23 protein-coding genes are annotated in these 26982 nt (G+C 68.8%); 15 read left to right on the plus strand and 8 right to left on the minus strand.

Annotated elements, in window-relative coordinates; translation table 11 throughout:
* The 3 genes from D8I30_RS00005 (at position 1) to D8I30_RS00015 (ending at position 4507) form a co-directional block, all read left to right on the plus strand.
* A complete protein-coding gene (locus D8I30_RS00005; protein WP_121480900.1) occupies positions 1-660 on the plus strand; it encodes a DnaA ATPase domain-containing protein in 660 nt (219 codons plus the stop codon).
* Positions 661-785: 125 nt separating this feature from the next.
* Entirely contained in the window at positions 786-3020 is a 2235-nt protein-coding gene (locus D8I30_RS00010; RefSeq protein ID WP_121480901.1) for an RNA degradosome polyphosphate kinase, read from the plus strand.
* Positions 3017-4507: a Ppx/GppA phosphatase family protein gene (locus tag D8I30_RS00015; protein WP_121480902.1), complete on the plus strand. Its 1491-nt coding sequence runs from the start codon at positions 3017-3019 to the stop codon at positions 4505-4507. Before D8I30_RS00010 ends, D8I30_RS00015 begins: the two co-directional genes overlap by 4 nt.
* Before the next feature lie 27 nt (positions 4508-4534).
* Here D8I30_RS00015 and rnd read toward each other — a convergent pair whose 3' ends face one another.
* A complete protein-coding gene (gene rnd, locus D8I30_RS00020; protein WP_121483319.1) occupies positions 4535-5689 on the minus strand; it encodes a ribonuclease D in 1155 nt (384 codons plus the stop codon).
* 81 nt (positions 5690-5770) lie between these two features.
* On the opposite strand from rnd, the gene purM reads away from it, so the two are divergent.
* Positions 5771-6808: a phosphoribosylformylglycinamidine cyclo-ligase gene (gene purM, locus D8I30_RS00025; RefSeq protein ID WP_121480903.1), complete on the plus strand. Its 1038-nt coding sequence runs from the start codon at positions 5771-5773 to the stop codon at positions 6806-6808.
* Between the two features lie 129 nt (positions 6809-6937).
* On the opposite strand, the gene D8I30_RS00030 is transcribed toward purM, so the two are convergent.
* Positions 6938-8530 carry a S10 family peptidase gene (locus tag D8I30_RS00030; RefSeq protein ID WP_121480904.1) on the minus strand — a complete coding sequence of 531 codons (1593 nt, stop codon included), beginning with the start codon at positions 8528-8530 and terminating at the stop codon, positions 6938-6940.
* 204 nt (positions 8531-8734) lie between these two features.
* Between D8I30_RS00030 and purN the strand changes: the two genes are divergently transcribed.
* Both purN and D8I30_RS00040 read left to right on the plus strand, forming a co-directional pair.
* Complete coding sequence (gene purN / locus D8I30_RS00035) at positions 8735-9343, plus strand: phosphoribosylglycinamide formyltransferase (protein WP_121480905.1); 609 nt, start codon at positions 8735-8737, stop codon at positions 9341-9343.
* Between the two features lie 113 nt (positions 9344-9456).
* Positions 9457-11514, plus strand: a complete 2058-nt coding sequence (locus D8I30_RS00040) for a M13 family metallopeptidase (RefSeq protein WP_121480906.1) — start codon at positions 9457-9459, stop codon at positions 11512-11514.
* Positions 11515-11741: 227 nt separating this feature from the next.
* On the opposite strand, the gene D8I30_RS00045 is transcribed toward D8I30_RS00040, so the two are convergent.
* Together D8I30_RS00045 and ndk are read right to left on the minus strand one after the other, a co-directional pair.
* Complete coding sequence (locus tag D8I30_RS00045) at positions 11742-11957, minus strand: glycine zipper 2TM domain-containing protein (protein WP_121480907.1); 216 nt, start codon at positions 11955-11957, stop codon at positions 11742-11744.
* A gap of 126 nt (positions 11958-12083) precedes the next feature.
* Entirely contained in the window at positions 12084-12503 is a 420-nt protein-coding gene (gene ndk, locus D8I30_RS00050) for a nucleoside-diphosphate kinase (protein ID WP_121480908.1), read from the minus strand.
* Positions 12504-12606: 103 nt separating this feature from the next.
* Between ndk and D8I30_RS00055 the strand changes: the two genes are divergently transcribed.
* Both D8I30_RS00055 and D8I30_RS00060 read left to right on the plus strand, forming a co-directional pair.
* Entirely contained in the window at positions 12607-14493 is a 1887-nt protein-coding gene (locus D8I30_RS00055; protein ID WP_121480909.1) for an ABC-F family ATP-binding cassette domain-containing protein, read from the plus strand.
* The gene (locus tag D8I30_RS00060; RefSeq protein WP_121480910.1) at positions 14493-14738 is read left to right on the plus strand and encodes a DUF2164 family protein; all 246 of its coding nucleotides are present in this window, start codon (positions 14493-14495) and stop codon (positions 14736-14738) included. The genes D8I30_RS00055 and D8I30_RS00060 overlap by 1 nt, the downstream gene beginning before the upstream one ends.
* Positions 14739-14853: 115 nt before the next feature.
* On the opposite strand, the gene D8I30_RS00065 is transcribed toward D8I30_RS00060, so the two are convergent.
* The 4 genes from D8I30_RS00065 to D8I30_RS00080 all read right to left on the minus strand — a co-directional run bounded on the left by D8I30_RS00065 (position 14854) and on the right by D8I30_RS00080 (position 17464).
* Complete coding sequence (locus D8I30_RS00065) at positions 14854-15159, minus strand: hemolysin (protein WP_121480911.1); 306 nt, start codon at positions 15157-15159, stop codon at positions 14854-14856.
* Between the two features lie 16 nt (positions 15160-15175).
* Positions 15176-15385: a hypothetical protein gene (locus D8I30_RS00070; RefSeq protein WP_240387263.1), complete on the minus strand. Its 210-nt coding sequence runs from the start codon at positions 15383-15385 to the stop codon at positions 15176-15178.
* Positions 15386-15501: 116 nt separating this feature from the next.
* The gene (locus tag D8I30_RS00075; RefSeq protein WP_121480912.1) at positions 15502-15963 is read right to left on the minus strand and encodes a DNA polymerase III subunit chi; all 462 of its coding nucleotides are present in this window, start codon (positions 15961-15963) and stop codon (positions 15502-15504) included.
* 25 nt (positions 15964-15988) lie between these two features.
* Entirely contained in the window at positions 15989-17464 is a 1476-nt protein-coding gene (locus D8I30_RS00080) for a leucyl aminopeptidase (RefSeq protein WP_121480913.1), read from the minus strand.
* Between the two features lie 160 nt (positions 17465-17624).
* Here D8I30_RS00080 and D8I30_RS00085 point away from each other — a divergent pair, with 160 nt between their 5' ends.
* From D8I30_RS00085 to D8I30_RS00115, 7 genes are all read left to right on the plus strand, one after another.
* Positions 17625-18758 (plus strand): LptF/LptG family permease, encoded by a 1134-nt coding sequence (locus D8I30_RS00085; protein WP_121480914.1) that lies wholly within the window; start codon positions 17625-17627, stop codon positions 18756-18758.
* Positions 18755-19867 carry an LptF/LptG family permease gene (locus D8I30_RS00090; RefSeq protein ID WP_121480915.1) on the plus strand — a complete coding sequence of 371 codons (1113 nt, stop codon included), beginning with the start codon at positions 18755-18757 and terminating at the stop codon, positions 19865-19867. The genes D8I30_RS00085 and D8I30_RS00090 overlap by 4 nt, the downstream gene beginning before the upstream one ends.
* Positions 19868-19906: 39 nt before the next feature.
* The gene (locus D8I30_RS00095; protein ID WP_240387264.1) at positions 19907-22387 is read left to right on the plus strand and encodes an LPS-assembly protein LptD; all 2481 of its coding nucleotides are present in this window, start codon (positions 19907-19909) and stop codon (positions 22385-22387) included.
* A 105-nt stretch (positions 22388-22492) separates the two neighbouring features.
* Positions 22493-23845 (plus strand): peptidylprolyl isomerase, encoded by a 1353-nt coding sequence (locus D8I30_RS00100; protein WP_205570726.1) that lies wholly within the window; start codon positions 22493-22495, stop codon positions 23843-23845.
* On the plus strand, positions 23842-24861 hold the full coding sequence (gene pdxA, locus D8I30_RS00105) for a 4-hydroxythreonine-4-phosphate dehydrogenase PdxA (RefSeq protein ID WP_121480916.1): 1020 nt from the start codon (positions 23842-23844) through the stop codon (positions 24859-24861). The genes D8I30_RS00100 and pdxA overlap by 4 nt, the downstream gene beginning before the upstream one ends.
* A gap of 138 nt (positions 24862-24999) precedes the next feature.
* Positions 25000-25812: a 16S rRNA (adenine(1518)-N(6)/adenine(1519)-N(6))-dimethyltransferase RsmA gene (gene rsmA / locus D8I30_RS00110; protein ID WP_205570727.1), complete on the plus strand. Its 813-nt coding sequence runs from the start codon at positions 25000-25002 to the stop codon at positions 25810-25812.
* Complete coding sequence (locus tag D8I30_RS00115; RefSeq protein ID WP_121480917.1) at positions 25809-26966, plus strand: pyridoxal phosphate-dependent aminotransferase; 1158 nt, start codon at positions 25809-25811, stop codon at positions 26964-26966. Before rsmA ends, D8I30_RS00115 begins: the two co-directional genes overlap by 4 nt.
* Positions 26967-26982 lie beyond the last annotated feature (16 nt).

A 26982-nucleotide genomic window follows, 5' to 3' on the forward strand; every position in this document is an offset into this window, starting at 1 on the left:
ATGAACGTCCCGACCGTGCAAATTCATCAGTTGCGCCTGCCGTTGCAGCAGGAGGCGCCCCAGCGCGCCTCCGACCTGGCGGTGTCGGAAGCCAACGCCGCGGGCGTGGCCGCCCTGGCCGCCTGGCCCGAGACGCCGGGCGCCGTCCTGGCCCTGTTCGGCCCGGCGGGTTGCGGCAAGAGCCACCTGGCCGCCGCCTGGGTCGAGCGCACCGGCGCCGTCGCCCTGCACGGCGCCGAGGCGGCCCTGGTCGATCCGCTGGAGCTGGAGGGCCGCCCCGTCCTGCTCGACCGGGCCCAGGACGCGGACGACGAGAGCCTGTTCCACCTGATCAACCTGACCCAGTCGGGCGGCGGCGCCCTGCTGCTGGTGTCGCGCGATCCGCCGGGCGCCTGGACGACGGACCTGCCGGACCTGCGCTCGCGCCTGAACGCCATCCGCACCGTGGGGATCGAGGCGCCCGACGACGTGGTGTTCGCCGCCATGCTGCGCCGCGCCTTCGCCAGCCGCAACATCACCCCGGCCGACGAACTGATCGACTATCTGATCCGCCGCATCGACCGCTCGGCCGAGGCCGCCGAGGCCGTCGTCGACCGCCTGGACGCCCTGCACCGCCCGGTGACGCGCGTGCTGGCCCGGCAGGTGCTGGACGGGGAGTAGCCCTAACCCCCCGCTCATCCCGGCGGACGCTGGGATGAGCGGAATTATACGTGGCGTTCCAAAGTCTCGCCTACCGCGACACAATCCCGGTTGCAGCCGTCACAGGCCCGCGCGACAACGGCGTCATGACTGATATCGCGCCTATCGCCGTCGACACCACCGGCGAGGAAGTCCCCTCCTCGCGCGCGCCGCAGCTGGAGCTGTCCGAGGCGCTGATGACCTCGCCCGCGCGCTTCATCAACCGCGAGCTGTCGTGGCTGGCCTTCAACGGCCGGGTGCTGGAGGAGGCGGCGAACGAAGGCCACCCCCTGCTGGAACGGGTGCGCTTCCTGTCCATCTCGGCCAACAACCTGGACGAGTTCTTCATGACCCGCGTCGCCGGCCTGAAGGGCCAGGTGCGCGAGCGGGTGCGCGTGGTGTCGCCCGACGGCCTGACGCCCGCCGAACAACTGGAGAAAGTCAACGCCGCGGCCGGCGGCCTGATGGCCGAGCAGCAGCGCCAGTGGCGCGTCCTGCGCAAGGAGATGGCGGCGGCGGGCATCGAGATCGTCGAGCGCGCTCGCATCACCAAGACCGAGCGCGAGCGGCTGGAACCGGAGTTCCTGAACCAGCTGTTCGCCGTGCTGACGCCCATGGCCATCGACCCGGCGCACCCCTTCCCCTTCCTGCCGAACCTGGGCTTCTCCCTGGCGCTGAAGCTGCGGCGCAACAGCGACAACCGCGTCCTTTACGCCCTGGTGCCGGTGCCGACCCAGGTGCGGCGCTTCTGGGCTCTGGCGACGGACGGGCGCTCGACGCCCGGGCGGACGCGCTACGTCTCGCTGGAAAACCTGCTGCTGCTGTTCATCGACCACATGTTCCCGGGCTGCGAGATCCTGGAAAAGGGTCTGTTCCGCCTGATCCGCGACTCGGACATCGAGATCGAGGAAGAGGCCGAAGACCTGGTCATGGAGTTCGAGGAGGCGCTGAAGCAGCGCCGCATGGGCTCGGTCGTGCGCATCAAGATCCAGGCGGACATGCCGGACGACCTGCGCGACTTCATCATCGGCCAGCTTCACGCCCAGCCGCAGGACGTGGTCCTGGTCGACGGCATGCTGGGGCTGGCGCAGTTGTCCGAACTGATCCCCGGCGGCCATCCCGACCTGAAGTTCAAGGGCTATGAGCCGCGCTATCCCGAGCGGGTGCGCGACAACGGCGGCGACATCTTCGCGGCCGTGCGCGAAAAGGACATGCTGATCCACCACCCGTTCGAGAGCTTCGACGTGGTGGTCCAGTTCCTGCGCCAGGCGGCGCGCGACCCCAACGTCATCGCCATCAAGCAGACGCTGTATCGCACCTCCAAGGACAGCCCCATCGTCGCCGCCCTGATCGAGGCGGCCGAGAACGGCAAGAACGTCACCGCCCTGGTCGAGCTGAAGGCCCGCTTCGACGAGGAGGCCAACCTGCGTTGGGCGCGACAGCTGGAGCGGGCGGGCGTCCACGTCGTCTTCGGCTTCATGGAGTACAAGACCCACGCCAAGATGAGCGTCGTGGTGCGGCGCGAGGGCGACAGCCTTCGCACCTACTGCCACTTCGGCACCGGCAACTATCACCCGGTCACGGCCAAGATCTACACGGACCTGAGTCTGTTCACCTGCGACCCGATCCTGAGCCGGGACGCCACGCGGGTGTTCAACTACATCACCGGCTATGCGACGCCCGACGAGCTGGAGGCTCTGGTCGTCTCGCCGCTGAACATGAAGTCGACCCTGATCGAGCTCATCGGCAAGGAGATGGCCGCCGCCGCCAAGGGCAAGCCGGCCGCCATCTGGGCCAAGATGAACGCCCTGGTCGATCCCGAGATCATCGACGCCCTGTATCGCGCCAGTCAGCAGGGCGTGCGCATCGAACTGGTGGTGCGCGGCATCTGCTGCCTGCGGCCGGGCGTGTCGGGCCTGTCGGAGAACATCCGGGTCAAGTCGATCGTCGGCCGCTTCCTGGAGCATAGCCGCATCGTCGCCTTCGCCAACGGCCACGACCTGCCCAGCAACCGGGCGCGGCTCTACATCTCCTCGGCCGACTGGATGCCGCGCAACCTGGACCGCCGGGTCGAATTGATGACGCCGATCCTGAACCCGACGGTGCACGACCAGGTTCTGGATCAGATCATGGTCGCAAACCTGAAGGATGACGCCCAGAGCTGGGTGCTGGAGCCGGACGGCTCCTATCGCCGGGTCGTGCCCAATGGGGCCGAACGCCCCTTCTCGGCGCACAAGTATTTCATGACCAATCCCAGCCTGTCGGGTCGGGGGCGCAAGGTGAAGACCCTGCCCAGCGCCCTGTCCTACCCCGGCGCCAAGGCAAGGAAACGCCGCGGATGAGCCCCGAGCGCGAATACGATTCGCAGCAGATCGCGGTCATCGACATCGGCTCCAACTCGGTGCGCCTGGTACTGTACCGGCTGGAGGGCCGGGCCGTCTGGACCATGTTCAACGAGAAGGTCCTGGCGGGCCTGGGCCGCGACCTGACCGCCACCCGGCGGCTGTCGGAGCCGGGCGTGGCCATGGCCATGACGGCGCTGCGCCGCTTCGCCGCCGTGATCGAGGGCGTCCAGCCGGACCAGGTGCTGGTCGCCGCCACCGCCGCCGTGCGCGAGGCCGAGGACGGCCCCGCCTTCTGCGAGCGCGTGGTCGCCGAGACGGGGCTGCGCATCCGCGTGCTGAGCGGCGAGGAAGAGGCGAAATACTCGGCCCTGGGCGTGCTGGCAGGCGACCCCGGCGCGCGCGGCGTGGCGGCCGACATGGGCGGCGCCAGCCTGGAGCTCACGCGCATCGGCGACGGTCCCCGCGGCAAGGGGGTGACGCTGCCGCTGGGCCCCTTCGCCCTGCTGGAGGCCAAGGGGTTCGACGCCGAGCGCCTGCGCGCCCGCATCGCCAAGCGGCTAGAGCCGGTTCAGGACGCCTATGCGGCCCAGACGCTCTACGCCGTCGGCGGCGCCTGGCGCAGCCTGGCCCAGATGCACATGGCCATGGTCGACCACCCGATCCGCATCGTCCACCAGTACGCCATGAGCGCCGCCGACGCGCGCGACATGGCCCGGCTGGTCGCGCGCCAGTCCAAGGCGTCGCTGGAGAAGCTGCCGGGGGTGTCCAAGCGCCGCGCCGAGACCCTGCCCTACGCCGCCCTGGTGCTGGAGGGGCTGATCGATCAGCTGGGCCTGGTCTCGGTCAGCTTTTCAGCCTGGGGGGTGCGCGAAGGCCTGCTCTATCACGGCCTGACGCCGGCCATGCGGGCCATCGACCCCCTGCTGGCCGGCTGTTCGGCCTGGGGCGGCCGTCAGGGCGTGGACCCGGCCCTGCCCCGAGCCCTCGACGGCTGGCTGCAATCGGTCGTCTCGGCCCTGCCGGAAGTGTTCGGTGAGGAGCGCGACGCCCTGCTGACGGCCTCGGTCTGCCGCCTGGCCGACCTGGGCGCGCGCCTGCATCCCGACCATCGCATCAACCTCGTCTTCGATCAGGTGCTGTGGTCGCCGATTCCCGGCCAGACCCACGCCGAGCGCGCCTTCATGGCCGTGGCGATGAACGCACGCTACGGCGGCGACGCCAAGACGCCCGCGCCCGAGGCCATCCGGCGTCTTCTGTCCGAACAGGGCCAAAAGCGGGCCCGCGCCCTGGGCCTGGCCATGCGACTGGCCTGCGACCTGTCGGGCCGCTCGCCGCAACTGCTGGCCAACGCCACGGCCACGGTCGAAAAGGGCGCGCTGCGGGTCACGGCGGCCAGCGGCTACGCCGACATGCTGCTGGGCGAACAGACGAAACGGCGCGCCAAGGCCTTGGCCGAAGCGATGGATCTGGCGCTGAAGATCTAAAACCCTCTCCCGATGGGAGAGGGTTGGTCAGCCCTCGATCTCGACCACTTCGACGCGGGCGCCGTTCAGCACCAGGGCGATCTCGCCGCGCTTGAGCTTCAGCGCGTCCTCGCCGAACAACTGGCGGCGCCAGCCCTTCATGGCCTCGACGTCGGCGTGGTCGTTCAGCGCGATCTTCTCGAGGTCGGAGACCGTGGCGATCAGCTTGGAGGCCACGCCGGCATTGTCGCTCTTGGCTTTCAGCAGCACCTTCAGCAGTTCGACCACCGAGGGCGGGGCCGGCTGATTGTGGGCCGGACGTTCCAGCTTGGGCGCATGGGCCTCCGGGTCGGCCAGGACACGCTTCAACTCGGCCGCCAGCTCCAGCCCCAGGCGCGAGCCGCCGAAGCCCTTGGGCACCGAGCGCAGGCGGTTGAAGGCGTCGGGGTCGGTCGGCGCCTGGACGGCGATTTCGTCGATGGCCTCGTCCTTGAGGATGCGGCCGCGCGGCTGGTCGCGCTCTTGGGCCGCGCGCTCGCGCCACACGGCGACGGCGACGAAGGCGGCCAGGTATTTGGCGTTGAACTTCTTGGGCTTCAGCCGCTTCCAGGCGTTCTCGGGCGAGGTGTCGTAGAGCGCCGGGTCCGTGACCGCGCCCATTTCCGACATGACCCAGTCCAGGCGGCCTTCCTTCTGCAGCCGGTCGCGCAGCTTGGGATAGAGGGCGGCCAGGTGCGTCACGTCGCCGACCGCATAGGTCAGTTGGGCGTCGCTGAGCGGACGGCGCGCCCAGTCGGTGAAGCGGCTGCCCTTGTCCAGCTCCTGGCGCAGCATCTGGCGGACCAGGGCCTCATAGCTGACCTGATCGCCGAAACCGGCGGCCATGGCGGCGACCTGGGTGTCGAACAGCGGACGCGGCATGGCGCCCAGCTTGTTGAAGATCTCCACGTCCTGCCGGGCGGCGTGGAAGACCTTCAGAATCGATTCGTCGCGCAGGATGTCGAGGAAGGGGGTCAAATCCAGCCCCTCGGCCATCGGGTCGATGATGGCGGCGTCCGTAGGCGAAGCCGCGGCCTGGATCAGGCACAGCTTGGGCCAGTAGGTGGTTTCCCGCATGAATTCCGTATCAACGGTGATGTACGGGGCCTTGGCCAAACGCTCGCAGAAGGCGATCAGCGCGTCATTGGTGGTGATTGGCGTCATTCCGATGCTATAGCCCCGCGCGACGCCGTCGTGGCAAGAGCGCCGCGACATATTTTCGCCCCCGATTTCGAGCCGTGACCGATGAGCGACACCCCCGAAGCCCTGAAAAACGGCCTCACCTACGCCGATGCGGGCGTGGACATCGACGCCGGAGAAATGCTGGTCAACGCCATCAAGCCCCTGGCCAAGTCGACGCGCCGCCCCGGCGCCGAGGCCTCGCTGGGCGGATTCGGCGCCCTGTTCGACCTGAAGGCCGCCGGGTTCGAGGACCCGCTGATCGTCACCACGACGGACGGCGTGGGCACCAAGCTGAAGATCGCCATCGAAACCGGCCGTCATGACGGCGTGGGCGTCGATCTGGTCGCCATGTGCGTCAACGACCTGCTGGCGCAGGGCGCCGAGCCGCTGATGTTCCTGGACTACTACGCCACCGGCAAGCTGGACGTGGACGCCGCGCGCCGCGTCGTCGCCGGCATCGCCGAAGGCTGCCGCCAGTCGGGCAGCGCCCTGGTGGGCGGCGAGACGGCCGAAATGCCGGGCATGTATTCGGGCGGCGACTACGACCTGGCCGGCTTCTCGGTCGGCGCGGTCGAGCGCGGCAAGGTCCTGCCCTATCTGGACCAGCAGAAGCCGGGCGACGTCATCATCGGCCTGGCCTCCTCGGGTCCGCACTCGAACGGCTATTCGCTGATCCGCAAGGTGGTCGAGAAGTCCGGCCTGGCCTGGGGCGACGACGCCCCCTTCGCCAAGGACCTGTCCCTGGCCCAGGCCCTGATGGAGCCGACCCGCATCTATGTGAAGCCGGTCCTGCCGCTGATGAAGGCGGGCCTGGTCAAGGGCGCGGCCCACATCACGGGCGGCGGCCTGATCGAGAACCCGCCGCGCTGCATCGCCGAGGGCCTGGAAGCCAGCTTCGACTGGGACGCCTGGCCGATGCCCGCCGTCTTCCAGTGGCTGGCCGAGACCGGCGGCATTTCGGACCACGAGATGCGCCGCACCTTCAACTGCGGCGTGGGCTTCATCCTGATCGTCGCGCCCGAGAACGTCGAGCCCGTGCTGGCCGCCCTGCTGAACGCGGGCGAGACGGCGTTTGTGTGCGGGCAGCTGCAGGCGGCGTAAGAGGCCTCCCCGCCCCCTACCACCGTGAATGAAAAAGGCCCCGGTCAGCACTGACCGGGGCCTTTATTGTTGCCAATCCTATCCCGCTCACCCCGGCGTCCGCCGGGGTGAGCGGGATGGAAGGCGCCCTTACCGCAGGCCGCCGTTCTGCGTCTCGTCATAGAACTTGGCCATGTCGGTGTAGAGCTGCTCCAGGGCCTTGCGGCTCGTGTACATCATGTGGCCGCCCTCGTAGTAGGTGAACTCGAGGTTGTCGCGCAGGTGCGGCTCCAGCATCATCTGGGCCAGGTCGTACTCCGTGCTGAAGAAGGGCGTGGCCGCGTCGTAGTAGCCGTTCAGCGCCAGCACCTTCAGATGCGGATTGCGCCGCATGGTCGTGGCCAGGTCGACCGCCGTGTTCGGCGTGGTCTGCGGGCCGCCGACCGGCGGACGGTGGCTCCAGTCCCAATCGAAGCCCGGCAGGCCGCGCGCCGACTGGCGATAGTCCAGATCGGTGCGGTAGTTCAGCGTCGTGGCCACATAGTCGCGGAAGATGCCGAAATAGGCGCCCGTGACGGCGCTGCTCGAGGGATCTTCCTCGGGCGAGCCCCCGATGGCGTTGGCGTCGATGCCCAGATAGCGGGTGTCCAGGCGGCCGATGGTCTGGCGACGATCACGCAGCAGCTCCTTGCGAAAGGGGCTGAGTTCAAGGCGCAGGTTGGCCTGGTCGATGACGGTCGGCGATATGCCGATCAGCTCGCTCATCTGCTGGGCGATCTGGGCGCGCTCGGCGTCCGAGATCAGGTGCCCCTTGGCCAGGGCGGCGGCGTAGGGGCCCATGGCGAAGTCGCGGGCGCGCTGGACGTGCTCCTCGACCGTGGCGGAGCGGTTCGGCACCTTGTTGTGATACCAGGCCGTCGCCGCATAGGTCGGCAGCAAGGTGATGAAGTTCTGCGCATAGCCCGGCTGGCGCACGCCGTAGTTCATGATCGACGACAGCAGGACGACGCCGTTCAGCGCCATGCCGCGCTCTTCCAGCTGGTGGGCCACCGCGCCGGTGCGCAGGGTGCCGTAGCTTTCGCCCAGCACGTATTTGGGGCTGGACCAGCGGTTGAACTTGGTCGTGTAGCGCATGATGGCGCGGGTGAAGGTGTCCGCGTCCTGGTCCACGCCCCAGAAGGTCGAGCCCGGGGTCTCGCCCAGCGGACGCGAATAGCCGGCGCCGACCATGTCGATGAAGACCAGGTCGGTCTTGTCCAGCAGGGTCATGTCGTTCGGGGCGACGTTGAACGGCGCCGGGCGTTCGACCACCGGCGAATCCGTCTGGACGCGCACCGGACCGAAGGCGCCCATGTGCAGCCAGATCGTCGGCGAGCCCGGCCCGCCGTTGTACATGAAGGTGATCGGCCGACGGCCGACCGGCTGGCCGTCCAGGGTATAGGCCACGTAGAACAGGCTGGCGGTCGGCATGCCCGCGTCGTTGCGGACGGTCAGGGTCCCGGCCGTGGCCTTGTAGCGCATGGCGCGGCCGTGGGCGGTGATCGAATGGCTGGTCGTCACCTCCTGCTCTTCGGCCGTGGCGCGAGCCCAGTTCTTCTCGATCTGCTCGGCGTTGGCGTTGCGCAGGCGATCGGCGGCCGAGCGGATCGGCCCCGAACCGCCCGAAGCGGCTTCCTGAGCCATGGAAACGGCCGGCGCGGCCAACAGGGCCGCAGCGCAGGCGGCGGTCAACAAACGACGCATAATGACAGGTACTCCCCCTGAGGCGCCGGACATCCGGCGCGGCGACGCTAACGCCGCAACAGCCGAAGAAGCAACGGAGTTCGCGACAGTTCGGCGACAATGGTTCAACGGCGCCGCGCCCTCCCCCTTCGCCGCGCCTTTCTCTTGCTAAGTCGCCTTCGGGGCCGCATGGCAGTCGCGCTCCCTCCAACGCACGAGCCCGTCATGTCCGTCGTCCCCCAAAGTCCGTCCGCCAAGGTCCGCGTGGCCGTGCTGATCTCGGGGACCGGCTCGAACATGGTCAGCCTGGTCGCGGCGGGTCAGGCGGCCGACGCGCCCTATGAGGTGGTGGCCGTCGTCTCCAACATCGCCGGCGCCGCGGGCCTGGCCAAGGCCCAGGCGGCGGGCGTCGAGGCCCTGACGGTCGAGCATCGCCCCTTCGGCAAGGACCGCGAGGCGCACGAGCGCGCCATCGACGCCCTGCTGGCCGAACGCGGCGTGCAGGTGGTGGCCTTGGCCGGCTACATGCGGCTGCTGACGCCCTGGCTGGTGGGCCGGTGGGCCGGGAGGATGGTCAACATCCACCCGTCGCTGCTGCCCCTCTATCCGGGACTGAACACCCACGCCCGCGCCCTCGAGGCCGGCGACGCCGAAGCCGGCTGCACCGTCCACCTGGTCACCGAAGGCGTCGATGAAGGCCCCGTCCTGGGCCAGGCGCGCGTGCCGGTCCAGGCCGGCGACACCCCGGAAATCCTGGCCGAACGGGTCAAGGCGGCCGAGCACCGCCTGTATCCCCAGGCCCTGGCCGACTTCGTGCGCAGGCTCAAACCTTAACGATTATTAATGCGACAGCGGGTCGCGGGCGGGCGCAGGCTGCCCGCAAGCATGGCCGTGGCCGCGTTTACGGGCCGGTCGTGCACCTTCGCACCACTGGGAAAGACCCGAAGATGAAGACCCGCCTGATGGGCGCCGCCGGACTGGCGCTGGCCCTCGCCCTCTCGGCCCAGCCGACTCTCGCGCAACACGCCCACGCCTCGACGGCCGCCTCGGCCGAGACGCCCGAGATCAAGCCCTGGGGCTTTGACCTGAACGGCCGGGACCTGACCGTGAAGCCGGGCGACGACTTCAACGAATACGCCAACGGGACCTATCTGAAGATCACCGAGATTCCGGCCGACAAGGCCAGATTTGGCCCGTGGGACACCCTGTATGAAAACGCCCAGAGCCAGCTGAAGGCCATCATCGAGGCCAGCGCCGCCAATCCGGTCAACGCCAACGCCCAGAAGGTCGGCGCCCTGTACGCCAGCTTCATGGACGAGGCCCGCGTCAACCAGCTGGGCGCCCAGCCGCTGACCGCCGACCTGGCCGCCATCCGCGCGGTCAAGGATCACTCCGGCATGGCCCGGCTGATGGGCGCCGGCCACGAAGGCTTCGGCGGCTCCCTGTTCGCCGTCGACGTGATGGAGGATCTGAAGGACCCCAACATCAACTCGGCCTATATGGGCCAGGGCGCGCTCGGCCTGCCCGACCGCGACTACTATCTGAAGGCCGATTTCGCCCCGCAGCGCGAGGCCTATGTCGCCTACGTCACCCGCGCGCTGACCGCCGTCGGCTGGCCGAACCCGGCCCAGGCCGCCGCCGACATCATGGCCTTCGAGACCAGGGTGGCCGAGAAGCACTGGACCACGGTCGAGCGTCGTCAGATCGACAAGCTCTACAACCCGGTCGCCGCCGCCGACCTGGGCCAGACGGCGCCCGGCTTCGACTGGCCCGCCTTCCTGCAGGGCGCACGACTGTCGGACGTGCCGACCCTGGTGCTAATGGAAAACACCGCCATCCCCGGCATCGCCCAGGTGTTCGCCGATGCGCCGATCGAGACGCTGAAGGCCTGGCAGGCCTTCCAGACCGTCGATCAGGCCAGCCCCTATCTGTCCGACGCCTTCGTCGACTCGCGCTTCGAGTTCCGCGGCAAGGTCCTGCGCGGTCAGCCCGAGAACCGTCCCCGCTGGAACCGCGGCGTCGTCCTGGTCGATACCCGCCTGGGCGAGGTGCTGGGCCAGGAATACGTGCGCCTGCACTTCCCGGCCTCGTCCAAGACGCAGATGGAGCAGTTGGTCGCCAACCTCGGCGCCGCCATGACCGAACGCCTGAAGGGCCTGGACTGGATGAGCGAGCCGACGCGCGAACAGGCTCTGCTCAAGATGTCCAAGTTCGGCGTGAAGATCGGCTATCCCGAGACATGGCGCAGCTATGACGGCCTGGAACTGACGGCAGGCGACCTCTACGGCAACGTCGAGCGCGCCACCGCCTTCGACTGGGCCTGGAAGCGCGGCAAGATCGGCAAGCCCGTCGATCCGCTGGAATGGCTCATGACGCCCCAGACGGTGAACGCCTATTACCACCCCATGCGGAACGAGATCGTCTTCCCGGCCGCCATCCTGCAGTCGCCCTTCTTCGATCCGAACGCCGACATGGCGGTGAACTACGGCGGCATCGGCGCCGTGATCGGCCACGAGATCACCCATGGCTTCGACGACCAGGGCCGCAAGACCGACGCTGACGGCGTGCTGCGCGACTGGTGGACGCCCGAGGACGCAACCCGCTTCGAGGAACGCGCCAAGGTGCTGGGCGCCATCTACGACGCCCAGGAACCGGTTCCGGGCATGCATATCAACGGCGACCTGACGATGGGCGAGAACATCGCCGACCTGGGCGGACTGCTGATAGCGCTGGACGCCTATCACCGCAGCCTGAACGGCCGTCCCGCCCCGGTGATCGACGGCCTGACGGGCGAGCAGCGCGTCTTCCTCGGCTGGGCCCAGGTCTGGCGCGAGAAGACGCGCGAGGCGGCCCTGAAGGAACAGCTGACCACCGACCCGCACTCGCCGGGCATGGCCCGCGCCGCCACTCCGCCGCGCAACATCGACGCCTGGTACGCCGCCTTCGGCGTCACCCCGGACCAGGCCGAATACATCGCCCCGGAAAGCCGCGCCCGCATCTGGTAAGCGGCGCGTCCGGCGACGGACAAGGAAAGGGCGTCGGCCTCCGCGGCCGACGCCCTTCTTCTTTCTCCTCCCCATGCCATGGGGAGGCGGATCGGCGACGCAATCGACGAGACGGAGGGGCCGCTTGGTTCCGCTGACCCGAGCCAAACCATGGCCTACCTATGGTTCCGCCGCCCTGGCCCCTCCACCGCTACGCGGTCCCCCTCCCACTCGCGTGGGGAGGAAAATCACTCGTGCGGCTTCTTCTTCGGCGTCGTGACGGCGCCGGCGACCGCGCCGATGGCGGCGCCCGCGACCGTTGCGCCGGTGTTGCCGCCGATGGCCTGACCGGCGACCGCGCCGCCGATGGCGCCCGTGGCCGCGCGCTGTTCCGTGGTGGTGCCGCAGGCGGCCAGCAGGGCCGTCAGGCCGATCACCGGGGCGAGCCTCAAGAGCGTCTTCATAGCGGTCCTCCTTGTTCTTGCGAGCGAGAGTAACGAGACCGTGAAAACGAAACGGCCCGCCCCGGGTTCCGGGAGCGGGCCGCCTTATCGCTGAGCCAGGCCGCGCAGGGAGGCCTGTTTCAAACCTTAGCCGACGATGTCGGCGTCGGTGAAGAACTGCTCGATTTCGATCTTGGCGTTGTCCAGCGAGTCCGAACCGTGGACCGAGTTTTCGCCGATCGACAGGGCGAACAGCTTGCGGATGGTGCCTTCGGCGGCGTCGTTCGGGTTGGTGGCGCCCATGACTTCGCGGTACTTGGCGACGGCGTTGTCGCCTTCCAGCACCTGGACGACGACCGGCTCGGCGATCATCTGCGACACCAGCTCGCCGTAGAAGGGGCGCTCGGCGTGCACTTCGTAGAACTTCTTGGCTTGGGCTTCGGTCAGCTTGACGCGACGCTGGGCGACGATACGCAGGCCGGCGCCTTCGATCACGGCGTTGATGGCGCCGGTGATGTTGCGGCGCGTGGCGTCGGGCTTGATGATCGAGAAGGTGCGTTCGGTCATGGGAGTGACTTCTTGTTTGGGTGTTTGAGGGTCGGCGGCTTATAGCGAGCGCCGCACATCTTTCCAATATCCCCGCTTGTAAGCCTTTTTCGTTCCGGATCCCATGCTGCAGATCAAAAACCTGACCTACAACGCTTGGGGCCGAGAGTTCCTGGACGACGCCTCCGTCAGCCTGCCGCCGGGGTCCAAGGTCGGCCTGGTCGGCCGCAACGGCATCGGCAAATCGACCCTGTTCAAGCTGATCCTGGGCGAGCTGGCCGCCAACGGCGACGAAATCTCCCTGCCCAAGACCGCCCGCATCGGATCGGTTGATCAGGAACACCCCGCCACGCCCGTCAGCGTGCTGGACACCATCCTGGAGGCCGACGTCGAGCGCCACGACCTGCTGACCCGGCTGGAAACCGCCGAACCCGAGGAAATGGGCGAGATCTGGGGCCGCCTGATCGAGATCGACGCCGACAGCGCCCCCTCGCGCGCGTCTGAAATCCTGGTCGGCCTGGGCTTCAGCCAGGACGACATGCTTCGCCCGATGGCCGAGTTCTCGGGCGGCTGGCGGATGCGCGTGGCGCTGGCCGCCGCCCTGTTCGCCGAGCCGGACATGCTGCTGCTGGACGAACCGACCAACTACCTCGACTTGGAAGGCGCCCTGTGGCTGGAGCAGCGGCTCAAGCGCTATCCGCACACGGCCTTGATCATCAGCCACGACCGCGAGCTGCTGAACGGCGTCTGCACCCACATCCTGCAGCTTTCGAACCGCAAGCTGGACCTCTACACCGGCAACTACGACACCTTCGAAAAGACGCGGGCCGAGAAGCTGCGCCTGATGGAGGCCAACAAGTCCAAGCAGGACGCCGAGCGCGCCCACCTTCAGAAGTTCATCGACCGCTTCAAGGCCAAGGCCTCCAAGGCCACCCAGGCCCAGTCGCGCGTCAAGCGGCTGGAGAAGATGCAGCGCATCGAACTGCCGCCCGAAGAGCGCGTCGCCCCCTTCACCCTGCCCTCGCCCGAACGCCCCCTACCCCCGCCGCTGATCCGGCTGGAAAAGGCCAACGTCGGCTATGAGCCGGGCAAGCCGATCCTGAAGAACCTGAACCTGCGGATGGACCTGGACGACCGCATCGGTCTGCTGGGCGTCAACGGCGCGGGCAAGTCGACCTTCGCCAAGCTGATCGCCAAGGCGCTGACCATCGAAACGGGCGAGTTCCACCGCGACGGCAAGATGCGCGTGGGCTGGTTCCACCAGCACCAGATCGAGGCGATGGACCCGACCGATACGCCGCTGGAGATCATCCGCCGCGCCATGCCGGACGCCTCAGAAAGCAGCCGCCGCAGCCGTCTCGCTCAGTTCGGCCTGCCGTTCGAAAAGCAGGAAACCACCGTCGGCTCCCTGTCGGGCGGCGAGCGCGCGCGCCTGCTGCTGAACCTGGTGGCGATGGATGCGCCGCACATCTTGATCCTCGACGAACCGACCAACCACCTGGACATCGACAGCCGCCGCGCCCTGCTGGACGCGCTGAACGAATATACCGGCGCGGTCATCCTGATCACCCACGACCGCTCGCTGATGGAGTTGGTGGCCGACCGCCTGTGGCTGGCCGCCGACGGCTCGGTGAAGCCGTTCGACGGCGACATGGACGACTATCAGAAGTTCGTCCTCGACCGCGCCAAACAGGCCGGCATGAAGCCCAGCCAGGTCAAGCATGAAGACGCCGCCGTCGAGGCGCCGGCCCCCGTCGCCGCGCCCAAGGCCGAGAAGAAGAAGGGCCCCTCGCCTTCGACCCTTCGCCATGCGGTGAAGAAGGCCGAGGACCGGATGGCTCAGCTGACCGCCGATCTGGCCCGTCTGGACGACGACCTGGCAAACGCGGCCGTCAGTGACCCGAAGAAGCTGGAAGGCCTGACCCGCGCCCGCGCCAAGGCCCAGGCCGACCTGGATCAGGCCGAGGCCGACTGGATCGCCGCTGAAGAAGCCCTGGCCGAGGTGGCGTGATGAGCAAGGCGCCGCCGCCCGTGCTGACCAAGGACGAGATGCAGGAGGCGGCCGCCCGCCTGCACGCCTATCTCCGTGACGAGATGGAGGTCGAGGTCGGCCGCCTGCCCGCCGAAATGCTGGTCGAATTCATCGGCCGGGACATCGGCCGCCTGTTCTACAACCGCGGCCTGCGCGACGCCGAAACCGTAGTGCGCCAGAAGGTCGAGGACGTCGCCGACGCCCTCTACGGCCTGGAGCGATAGCCCCCTCCGCTCATCCCGGCGGACGCCGGGGCCCAGTGAGAACTTCACCCGCCGCGCTCGCAGCCAAAGCACTGGATCCCGGCATCCGCCGGGATGAGCGGGTAGTTAGCAGTCCTCAGCCGCAGCTGACCCGCGTCACGATCTCGGTCTTGTCGTCGTAGGTGAAGGTCACGCGGTTATCGCGATAGTCCATGGTCGCCGCGCAGCTACTGCACAGGACGCGGAAGATGCGGCCTCGCGGCGCGTCGGCGGGAATGGTCGAGCGGTGACGGCCGACGTAGTCCTGATAGTCGCCGGCCTTGCAGGCCACGGGAGTCGCCTCGCCGCCGGGCGTCGCGGCCGAGCCGCCGGTCTGGGTCGGAGCGCAGGCGGCCAGGGCCAGGAAGCCGACGGCCGCGCTCAGGGTCAGAATCGTCTTCATGAGGCGTCCTTCTCGATCAGCCGCAGCGAACCTGTTCGACCAGGCCGGTCTGCTGATTGTAGAAAATATTCAAACGGTAAGGCGAATAATCTTCGGTGATGGGGCAGGTGGTGCAGGCGACGCGCCGGTTCACCACGTCCACCGGAACGGGAATCTGGCTGCGCAGTTTCCCGACCAGCCATTGAAGCTCCTGTGCCTTGCACAGATCGGCGTCGGTCTGGGGCATCCGCGTGCCGACCGGTTGGCTTTGCTGGGCCTGGGCGACGACGCGGGGGGCGCTCGGCTGCGACGCGGGCGGCGGCGAGGCGCAGGCCGACAGGGCGGCTAGGCCAGCCCCCAGGATCAGGCCGCCTTTTCCCAGCGCCCTTCGTCCGACTGTTTCCAATAGGCCAGGTCGGCGCCCTCGGCCTTCAGCGCCCGCCAGCGCCCGCGCGCGTGCTGCAACGCCTGCTCGTCCCGGCCGTCGAAGATGATGAAGCAACGCGCGTAATCCTCCGTGGCCCCGAGTTCTGAATCATCGACGATGAACAGCGCCTGAGCGCCGTTCAGATTCTCGCCCGATTCGGAAAGGAGCACAGGCTGGCGCGCGGCGTGCTCGCCGTCGGCCCGGCCGTGCGGCAGGAAGCTGTCGTCGCGATAGGTCCACAGCAGCTCGTCGATGTCGTCGAGCCCGTGCGAGGTCGCCCCCCGGATCAGGGCGCGCCAGCCCCGCTGAAGCGTGCGCTCCAGCAGGGTCGGCAGCACCTGATCCAGCGTCGACCGCTCCAGGTGGTAGAACCAGATTTCCGGCTTGGCGTCAGACACCCGGCCCTGCCCTCCTGGACGTGCGTCAGCCTTCGTAGTGGTCGGCGACCAAGCGGTCGAGCAGACGCACGCCATAGCCCACGGCGCCGTCCGGCACGGTCGGGTTCTTGGAGTCCTTGACCCAGGCGGTCGAGGCGATGTCGATGTGCGCCCACGGCACGCCGTTGGTGAAGCGTTGCAGGAACAGGGCGGCGGTGATCGAGCCGCCGGCGCGGCCGTTGCCCATGTTCTTCACATCGGCGATGGGGCTGTCGATGTGGCGGTCGTATTCGGCCGGGATCGGCATGCGCCAGGACTTCTCGCCCACCTTGGAACCGGCGTCGGCGATGTTGGCGGCCAGTTCGTCGCTGTTGGTAAAGACGCCGGCGTATTCCAGGCCCAGGGAGATGATGATGGCGCCCGTCAGGGTGGCCAGATCGACCATGAACTTCGGCTTGAAGCGGTCCTGCGTGTACCAGAGGGCGTCGGCCAGGACGAGGCGGCCTTCGGCGTCGGTGTTCAGCACCTCGATGGTCTGACCCGACATGGAGGTGACCACGTCGCCCGGACGCTGGGCGTTGCCGTCGGGCATGTTCTCGACCAGGCCGAGGACGCCGACGGCGTTGACCTTGGCCTTGCGGCCCGCCAGGGCGTGCATCAGGCCAGCCACGGCGGCGGCCCCGCCCATGTCCCACTTCATCTCCTCCATGCCCTCGGCGGGCTTCAGGCTGATGCCGCCGGTGTCGAAGCAGACGCCCTTGCCGACGAAGGCGATGGGGGCCTCGCCCGCCTTGCCGCCGTTCCACTGGATGACGGCCAGCTGGCTTTCCCGCACCGAGCCCTGGCCGACGCCGAGCAGCGAGCCCATGCCCAGCTTCTCCATCTCGGCCTCGCCCAGGATCTCGACCTTGGCGCCCAGGGCCTCCAGCTCCTTCACGCGGCGCGCGAACTCGGCCGGGTAGAGGACGTTGGCGGGCTCCGACACCAGGTCGCGCGAGAACAAGACGGCGTCGGCCACGGCCGACAGCGGTTGGAAGGCGCCCTCGGCGGCCTTCACGTCCGAGGTCACGACGCGAACGGTCGTTACCGACGGAATCTTCTCCGGCTTCTGCTTGGTCAGGTATTTGGCGAAGCGATAGGCGGCCAGGCGCACGGCGAAACCGGCGCGGGCGGCCAGTTCCGGCGACAGGTGCGCCACGTCCAGGGTCAGGACTTCGGCGCCCGACATCTTGGCCGCGTGATAGGCGGCGGCGGCAGCGGTCTCGACCGCCAGGTCGTCCAGCTTGTCCGCCGCGCCCGCGCCGACCAGCAGGACCGCGTTCGCGTCGATGCCGGCCGGGGCGGCGACGTTCAGGCTGCTGTTGGCGGCGCCGGTGAAGCGGCTGTTGTTCATCGCCTTGGCCAAGGCGCCCGAGGCGGCATGATCCAGCGCCGTCCCTGCGCCCGCAAGGGCTCGTCCTTCATGCACCAGCACGGCGAGAATTTCGGCAGCGCCGGTCGAAGCGACGAATTCGATTTTCATTAAACTGACTCCAGACCGAGACTTCCGCGCCTCGATCACGCTTTGAATTTGCCATGGTCGCGGCGACGGTTCCGTCGGGGCGGCCGGATGTGTATTACATGGCTCGCATCGCCAAAGGTCGCAACACGTTCGCGGCCGATTATCCGACCTTTCCTGCTGCATGACCCTGATCCAGAGGTATCTTTTCCGCCAGATCGGCCTGCCCGTAGTGGCGGCGTGCGCGGCGCTGGCCGGGATCGGCCTGCTGAGCCAGAGCCTGGATCAGCTGGAGGTCATCGTCGAGCGCGGCCAGAGCGTCGGCGTCATGGTCAAGCTGACCCTGCTGGCCCTGCCGCAGCTGATCGCCGTCATCCTGCCCATCGGCCTGTTCGTCGGCGCCCTGATCGCCCTGACGCGGCTGCAGCGCGAGCAGGAGCTGACCGCCGCCTACGCCGCCGGGGTCAGCCGCTGGGCTCTGATCCGGCCCGCCCTGCAGATCGCTCTGATCGTGACGGTCGCGGCCCTGCTGGTGAACGTCTTCGTCCAGCCCTGGGCCCAGCGCGAGGGCCGCCGCCAGGCCTTCGCCATCCGCACCGACCTGGCCGCCTTGCTGGTCGAGGAAGGCCGCTTCGTCCAGGGGCCGGGCGGACTGACCGTCTATGTTCAGCAGATCGAGCAGAACGGCCTGATGAAGAACCTGTTCGTCTATCTGGACAACGGCAAGACGGTCACGACCTGGGACGCTGAGACCGCCCGTTTCGGCCGGGTCGACGGCCTGCCGGTCCTGACCATGCAGAACGGGTCGATGCAGCGCTATTCCTCGCGCCAGGTGTTGAACCAGCTGTCGTTCGACCAGCAGGTGTTCGACCTGTCGCCCTACGCCAAGACCACCGAGCGCATCCGCTTCAAGCCCTCTGACCTGTGGCTGACCGACCTGTTCGATCCAACCCCCGCTCTGCTGGAAAGCGCCGGCACGCGCGGGGAACTGGCGGCCGAGGGGCACTCGCGTCTGGCCTCCCCCTTCTACGCCCTGGCGGCCATGGCCTTCGCCCTGGCGGCCATCCTGGGCGGCGCCTTCAGCCGGACGGGCTACGCCGGACGAATCGCGCGGGCGGCGGGCGCCTTCCTGATCCTGCGGGTGATCGGCTACGGCCTGGTGGCGGCCAGCGCCTGGAACGAGGCGCTGAACATCCTGCAATACGTCGTGCCGCTGGCGGCCACGGCCCTGGCCCTGCGCATCCTGTTCCGCGCCCTGAAGCCGCGCCGCCGTCGCGCCTGGGCGCCGCTTGAACGCCTGAAGGCGAGGTTCGCATGAAGCTCCCCAGGTTCCGGTTGGGCCGCATCGAACGCTATGTGCTGCTCCAGCAGATGAAGTCGCTGGGCGTGGCCCTGGCGGTCATCGGCGCCCTGGTCATGCTGATCGACTTCGTCGAGGTGTCGCGCGGGCTGAACTCCTCGGGCGAACTGTCGAGCGCGCGGATCTTCGGCCTGGTGCTGGTCAAGTCTCCCTCGGTCATCATCCAGCTTCTGCCCTTCGTCTTTCTGTTCGGCACCCTGGGGGCGTTCGTCAGCCTGAACCGGCGCAGCGAACTGATCGCCATGCGGGCGGCGGGCGTCTCGGCCTGGCGCTTCGTCCTGCCGGCGGCCGGAGCGGCGGTGGCGCTGGGGGTGCTGACGGTCACGGTTCTGGGCCCGATGGCGGCGGCTGGCGACGGCATCTGGCAGCGCGAGCGCGCCCGCATCTCGGGCTCCGTGCCCGGGAGCGAATCGCATGAAGCGGTCTGGCTGCGCGAGGGCGACGCCAACCGGCAGATGATCATCCGCGCCGCGCGCCAGGAACAGGCCAGCGGCCGCCTGCTGGACGCGACCTTCTTCATCTACACCACCACCTCGTCGGGCCGTCGCGTCTTCACCGAACGCATCGACGCGGCCACGGCCGCCCTCAACGCCGGGCGCTGGCGCCTGACCGATGCGGCAGGCGCGCAGACCGGCCAGCGGGCCGTGCGCTACGCCACCCTGGACCTGCCGTCCAACCTGGCCGACGAAGAGGCCTTCCAGCGCTTCGCCCGGCCTCAATCGACGCCCTTCTGGTCCCTGCCCAACCAGATTCGCCGCATCGAGGACGCGGGCTTCGCCTCGACCGCCTACCGGCTGCGGCTGCAACAACTTCTGGCCACGCCGCTGATCTTCGGCGCCATGTCGATCCTGGCGGCAGCCTTCTCGCTGCGGCTGATGCGGCTGGGCGACCTGGCGCGGATGACGGTGGCGGCCGTGGTGCTGGGCTTCGCCTTCTTCTTCCTGAACCAGTTCTCGTCGGCCATGGGCTCGGCCGAGGTGGTCGCCCCGGTCATCGCCGCCTGGCTGCCGCCGGTCTTGACGGCCCTCGCAGCCTTCACCTTGCTGTTCTATACCGAAGACGGCTAATCGGGCGGTTCCGCCCAGCCGGCAATGAGTGGACACCGCATGACCAACCGCCGTCTCCCCCGCATGGGAGCCCTGCGCCTTCGGCTGCTGACCGGCGCGGCGTTGGTCATAGGCGCGCCCCTGTCTCAACTGGCGCTGCCCCAGCTGGCCCTGGCCCAGGAGGCGCCGGCCCCCGCAGCGGCCCAGCCCAAGGCCCAGACGACGGCGCAGGCCCCCGGCGCCGACGGCCTGACGCCCGACGCCGTCTTCATCGACGCCGATTCCGCCCAGCGTGACGGCGACGTCGTCTCGGCCCACGGCTCGGCCGAGGATCGCGTCTTCGCCCGGTTCCAGGACCACAGCCTGCGCGCCCAGGACGTCACCTACGATCTTCAAAAGCGCATCGCCACGGCCTCGGGCGACGCCGAGCTGACGGCGCCGGACGGCTCGGTCGTCCACGCCAGCCGCATCGAACTGGACTCCGACCTCAAGGCCGGCGTCGCGGTCGACCTGGCCACCCGCCTGTCGAACGGGGCCAGCCTGATGGCCGCCACGGCGGTGCGCCGGTCCGAGACGGTCAGCGAGCTGAACTCCGTCATCTTCACCCCCTGCCCCATCTGCGACGCCAACGGCCCCAAGACGCCGAGCGTCTCGATCCAGGCCGAGAAGGCGGTGCAGAACGAGGAACTGCGGGCGATCCTGTATCGCAACGTGGTATTCCGCCTGGGCGGCGTGCCTGTCTTCTACCTGCCGGCCTTCGCCCATCCCGACCCGTCGGTCGACCGCGCCTCCGGCTTCCTGGTGCCGACGGTCGACTATGAGGCCGGGCGCGGCTTTTCGCTCGAAGTTCCCTATCTGCGCGTGGTCTCCCCGTCCGAGGACTGGCTGTTCAGCCCGCAGTTCAACACCAAGGTCGCGCCCCTGATGAACGTGCAGTGGCGCCGCCGCTTCACGGACGGGACCATCGTCGCGCGCGGCGGCTACACCTACGGCCGCAGCTTCGGCGATTTCGACCTGGACGGCGACGGCCACGCCGAGAGCAATGTCCGCTTCGGCGATCGGACCAGCCGCAGCTATCTGCTGGCCCACGGCACGTTTGACCCCGACGGCGCCTGGCGCTGGGGCTTCACTGCCGAGCGGGTCTCGGACAAGACCCTGTTCGACCGCTACGACGTGCGCGACGCCTATCAGGACAACGGCCTCTACTACGGCGACAGCCGCCGCCTGATCAGCCAGATCTACGCCGAGCGTCAGACCACGCGTTCCTATCTGTCGGTCGCGGCCTTCACCCTGCAGAGCCTGCGCGTGGCCGAGATCAATCCGATCACGCCCGCCCTCAACGTCTTCGAGGACGACCACACCCTGCCCCTGGTCGCGCCCCTGATCGAGGCCCGCTGGGAGCCCGAGGGGCCGGTGTTCGGCGGACGGCTGCGGCTGCGCGGCTCGGCCGTGGCGCTGACCCGCCAGGCCTATGTCGGCTTCCCCACCCTGTCGCCGGAGCTGATTCCCCCGGGACCGACCGAAGGCCTGCCGGGCGTCGACAGCCGCCGCGTGACCGGCCAGGCCGAGTGGCGCCGCACCCTGATCTCGCCCCTGGGCGTGCGCTGGGAGCCGTTCGTCGACCTGCGCGCGGACTTCTATTCGGTCGGCGACCTGCCGCCCTCGCTGGGCATCGACGACGTCAACCACGCCCGCGCCCGCACCAGCGCGGGGGTCGACATCAGCTATCCGCTCTATCGTCGCCTCAGCGCCTCGTCGGACCTGATCCTCGAGCCGATGGCCCAGCTGTCGATCTCGAACAAGGCCGACCTGGACCCCCGCATCCCCAATGAGGACAGCCAGGTCACCGAACTGGATCACCTGTCCCTGTTCCGCATAGACCGCTTCCCCGGCTACGACCTGCTCGAAGGCGGCCTGCGCTTCACCGCCGGGGCGCGCGCCACCCTGCGCTGGGACGAGGTGCGCTCCGCCAGCCTCTTCATCGGCCGCAGCATGCGCGCCGACGACCTGGACGAGTTTCTGACGCCCATTCCCGACGATCCGACGCGTCTCTACGATCCCTCGGGCCTGGCGCACCGGACCTCGGACTGGGTGGTGCACGCGACGTTCAATCCCTCGGACCGGATGCGCGGCTGGTTCCACGCCACCCTGGACGGCGCCGGCGAAATTCACCGGGCCGAGGCCACGGTCGATGGCCGCTGGGGCCGCCGCAACCTGGCCAGCGTCAGCTACATCGTCGACCGCTCCAACCCGCTGGCGGGGCCGCTGAACCGCAACTATGAGTTCGTCCAGCTGTCGGCCAACCAGTTCATCTGGGGCAATTGGGGCGTGGCGGTGAACGGCATCGCCGACCTGGAGCGGGACATCATCACCCGCTCGGAGGTGGGCGTTCTGTTCGACGACGACTGCTTCCGGATCGAGGTGGGCTGGCGTCGCGACAACACCCGCGTGCGCCCCACCGGCCCCGCCGAGGGCGTGTATTTGCGTCTTAACCTCGCCACGTTTGGAGGTTCAGGCTATGATCGTGACAATATGCGGTAGGCATGGCGTGCATGGCGGCTTACGGGGACGTTCGCCCCTGGTTCGGCGGGGCTGCGCGCGCTGCCGGAACCGGGTCGGGACCGCTTTAGGGAATCAGGACTGACGATGCGTTTGATGCGTTACTCTACGGGAGCCGCCCTGGCCGCCCTCTTGGTCGTTGCGGCCGTGGAACCCTCGTCGGCCCAGACCAGCCCCGCCGCTCCGGCGCCGGCGGCCGGCGCCCTGAACCCGGCCGCCGAGGAGGCGCCGCAGCGCGCCGCGCCCGCGCCGCAGTTCCGCATGGCCGACGGCATCATCGCCACGGTCAACGACCGCATCATCACGGGCTATGACCTGCGCCAGCGGATGCTGGTGCTGATGGCCATGACCCAGGTCCAACCGACCGAGGAAAACATCGGCGCCATCCAGCAGCAGGCGCTGAACGACCTGATCGACCAGCACCTGCAGGCCGCGGAACTGGCCAAGTTCGAGCAGCTGAAGATTTCGGACCAGGAAGTCGATCAGGAAATCGCCGACATGGCTCGCCAGGCGGGCACGACGGCGGCCAACTACCTGGGCTTCCTGCAGCAAGGCGGCATCAGCATCCCCGCCTTCCGCGAGCAGATGCGCACCGAGATCGGCTGGCGCGAACTGGTCGGCGGCCGTTTCCGCGACCGCGCCCGCGTCAGCAAGAGCCAGGTCGAGCAGTCCATGCGCCAACTGACGGAATCGGCGACCAAGCCCCAGTATCTGGTCGGCGAGATTTATATCGAGGCCGCTCGCGTCGGCGGCATGCAGGAAGCCATGAACGGCGCTCGCCAGCTGGTCCAGCAGATGATCCAGGGCGCTCCCTTCATGGCCGTTGCGCGCCAGTTCTCGGCCGCCCCCTCGGCCGCGCGCGGCGGCGACGCCGGCTGGATCGTCAAGGGCACGGTGCAGCCCGCCCTGCAGACCGCCATGGACACCCTGGAGGTCGGCCAGCTGTCGAACCCGATCCCGGTCGATGGCGGCGTCTACATCCTCTACATGCGCGACAAGCGCTCGGGCGCCTCGACCAGCATGGTTCAGATGAAGCAGGTCATGATCGAACTGCCCGAGAACGCCGACGAGGCCCAGGTCGCGGCGGCGACCCAGCGGCTGGAGGCCCTGCGTGGCCAGCTGACCTGCGACAACATCCTGACCCGCGCCCGTTCGGAACAGGGGATGCTGGGCGCCGACCTTGGCGAGAGCGACGTCGACGACCTGCTGCCGCAGTTCCAGCAGGTCGCCCGCTCGGCCGAGGTGGGCTCGGTCAGCACGGCGGTACGCACCCCGCTGGGCGTTCACCTGCTGGCCGTCTGCGGCCGCCGCCTGGGCGGCCCCGAGGCGCCCTCGGCCCAGCAGGTCGAGGCCCGGCTGCAGAATCAGAATTACGCCATGCTGGGCCGTCGCTACCTGCGCGACCTGCGGGCGGACGCCCTGATCGAAATCAAGCAATGACCATGGGCCGGCCGCTCATCGTCACGATGGGCGATCCGGCCGGGGTCGGGCCCGAGATCATCGCCCGCGCCTGGCCGATCCTGGCCACGCCGCCCGGCCCCCTGGCCCCGGTCACGCCCTTCGTCGTGGTCGGCGACGCCGACGTCCTGGCCGCCCAGGGGCAGCCGGTCGAGCCGGTGCTCGGCCCCGCCGACGCGGCCGCCGTCTTCGGCCGCGCCATCCCCGTGCTGCACAGCCCCGCGCCCGCGCCCGTCGTGCCCGGCCGCCCCGATCCCGCCAATGCGCCCGCCGTGGCCGACTGGATCGAGCGGGGGGTCGACCTGATCCTGTCGGGCGAGGGCTCGGGCCTGGTCACGGCCCCCATCGCCAAGGCGCCCATGTATGCGTCCGGCTTCCGCTTCCCCGGCCACACCGAGTTCATCGCCGAGTTGACCATCGACGTTCCCTTCCGCGGCACGCGCGGCCCGGTGATGATGCTGACGGCCAAGAATCTGCGGGCCTGCCTGGTCACCATCCATGTCCCGATCGACCAACTGCCCGAACTGGTCACGGCCGAGCGGGTCAGCCGCGTGGCGCGGGTCGTCCATGAATCGATGAAACGCGATTTCGGCATCGCCGCCCCGCGCCTGGCCATGGCCGCGCTCAACCCCCACGCGGGCGAAGGCGGCGCCATCGGCCTGCAAGAGGTGACGGTGCTGCGCCCCGCCGCCGAAGCCCTGCGCGCCGAGGGGCTGAACATCACCGATCCCCTGCCCGCCGACACCCTGTTCCACGAGGAGGCGCGGGCGCGCTACGACGCCGTGGTCTGCCTCTATCACGACCAGGCGCTGATCCCGGTGAAGACGCTGGACTTCTGGGGCGGGGTGAACGCCACGCTCGGCCTGCCCATCATCCGCACCTCGCCCGACCACGGCACCGGCTTCGACATCGCCGGCAAGGGGATCGCCCGCGCCGACAGCTTCATCGCCGCCGTCCGCCTGGCCTCGGAGATGGCGGCGACGCGCCGTCAGCGATAGGCTGCCCTTCTCTCCGCTCAACATTAGAGATGGGAGAACTTCACGCGAAGAGACCATTCCAGCGGACAAATCTCCTCGGTTTGCGTATGAAGCTACAATACTGGTCCCCGCCAAAGGGGATGAGCGGATGGAGTTTCAGTGGCTGACGCCCTGCCGAGTTTGCGTGAAACGCTCGACGCCCATGGCCTCCTGGCCAAGAAGAGTTTCGGCCAGCACTTCCTGCTGGACCTGAACGTCACGCGGAAGATCGTCCGCTACGCCGGGCCGTTCGAGGGCCGCGCCGTGATCGAGGTCGGCCCCGGCCCCGGCGGCCTGACGCGCGCCCTGCTGGAAAGCGACGCTGGCAAGGTGGTGCTGGTCGAGAAAGACCCGCGCTTCATCCCCCTGCTGTCCGAACTGGACGACGGCTCGGGCCGCCTCAGCATCATCGAGGGCGACGCCCTGCGGGTGAAGGAGGCCGACCTGGTCGAGGGGCCGGCGCATCTGGTCTCCAACCTGCCCTACAACGTCGGCACGCCGCTGCTGATCAAATGGCTGACGGGGCCGTGGACGCCCTGCGCCCTGACCCTGATGTTCCAGAAGGAGGTCGCCGAGCGCGTGGTGGCCCAGCCGGGCGAGGACGCCTATGGCCGCCTGGCGGTCATCACCCAGGCCGTGGCCGAGGCGCGCATCGTCATGCACCTGCCCGCCGCCGCCTTCACCCCGCCGCCCAAGGTGGCCTCGGCGGTGGTGCATCTGGTACCCTTGGCCGAGCGCCCCGCCCCCGACCGCCTGAAGCGGCTGGAACGGGTCACGGCGGCCGCCTTCGGCCAGCGTCGCAAGATGCTGCGCTCCAGCCTGAAACAACTCGGCGGCGCCGCCCTGTGCGAAGCCGCTGGAATCGAACCCGACGCCCGCGCCGAGACCATTGACGTGGCGGGCTTCCTCAGATTGGCCGATGCTTTGAAATGACAGTAGAAATTCAACCCTTCCGCGCCATCGCCATCAGCCGCATCGCCCACGACCTGAAGGCCCAGGGGCGTTCGGTCATCCACATGGAGTTCGGCCAGCCCTCGACCGGCGCGCCCAGCCGCGCCATCGCCGAGGCCCACCGCGTGCTGGACGCCGAGGCCGGCGGCTATTGGGAAAGCCCCCTGCTGCGCGCCCGCGTGGCCAAGCTGTACAAGGACCGCTACGGCGTCGAGATCGACCCCGAGCGCGTCATCATGACGGCCGGCGCCTCGCCCGCTCTGGTGGTGGCGCTGAACATGCGCTTCGCCCCCGGCGACCGGGTGGCCATCGCCCGGCCCGGCTACGTCGCCTATCGCAACACGATGAAGGCCCTGCACATCGTCCCGCAGGAGATCGACTGCGGCGCCGACGTGCGCTTCCAGCTGACGGCCAAGGCCCTGCGCGAGCTGGACCCGGCGCCCCAGGGCGTCATCATCGCCAGCCCGGCCAACCCGACCGGCACCGTCATCGCCGAGGACGAGCTGAAGGCCATCGTCGAGGTCTGCCGCGAGCGCAACATCAGCATCATCTCGGACGAGATCTATCACGGCATCACCTACGGCCATGACACGCCCTGCATGCTGCAGTTCGATCCCAAGGCCATGATCGTCAACAGCTTCTCCAAATACTGGAGCATGGCGGGCTGGCGTCTAGGCTGGCTGATCCTGCCGGAAGAAGAGGTCCAGCAGGCCCGCGCGCGCATGGGCAACATGTTCCTGACGCCCGCCACGCTCAGCCAGTTCGCCGGCCTGATCGCCATGGACTGCGAGGACGAGCTGGAAGCCAACATCGCCGTCTATCGCGCCAACCGCGAGCGGATGCTGGAGGCCCTGCCGGCCATGGGCCTGCGCTCGATCGCCCCGCCGGACGGCGCCTTCTACATCTATGCGGACATCGGTCACCTGACCAACGACAGCATGGCCTTCTGCGAAAAGCTGGTGCGCGAGACGGGCGTGGCGACGGCGCCGGGCGTGGACTTCGACCCGGTTAACGGCCACCGCTTCATCCGCTTCAGCTTCGCCGTCTCGACGCCCGAGATCGAGGACGCCTTGGCGCGCATGAAGCCCTTCTTCGCCGCGCACACGGAAGCCGCGCAGGAACAGCAGACGGCCTAGGGGCGTTCGTCAGGCC

The sequence above is a fragment of the Brevundimonas naejangsanensis genome (assembly GCF_003627995.1).
GTDB lineage: Bacteria > Pseudomonadota > Alphaproteobacteria > Caulobacterales > Caulobacteraceae > Brevundimonas > Brevundimonas naejangsanensis_B.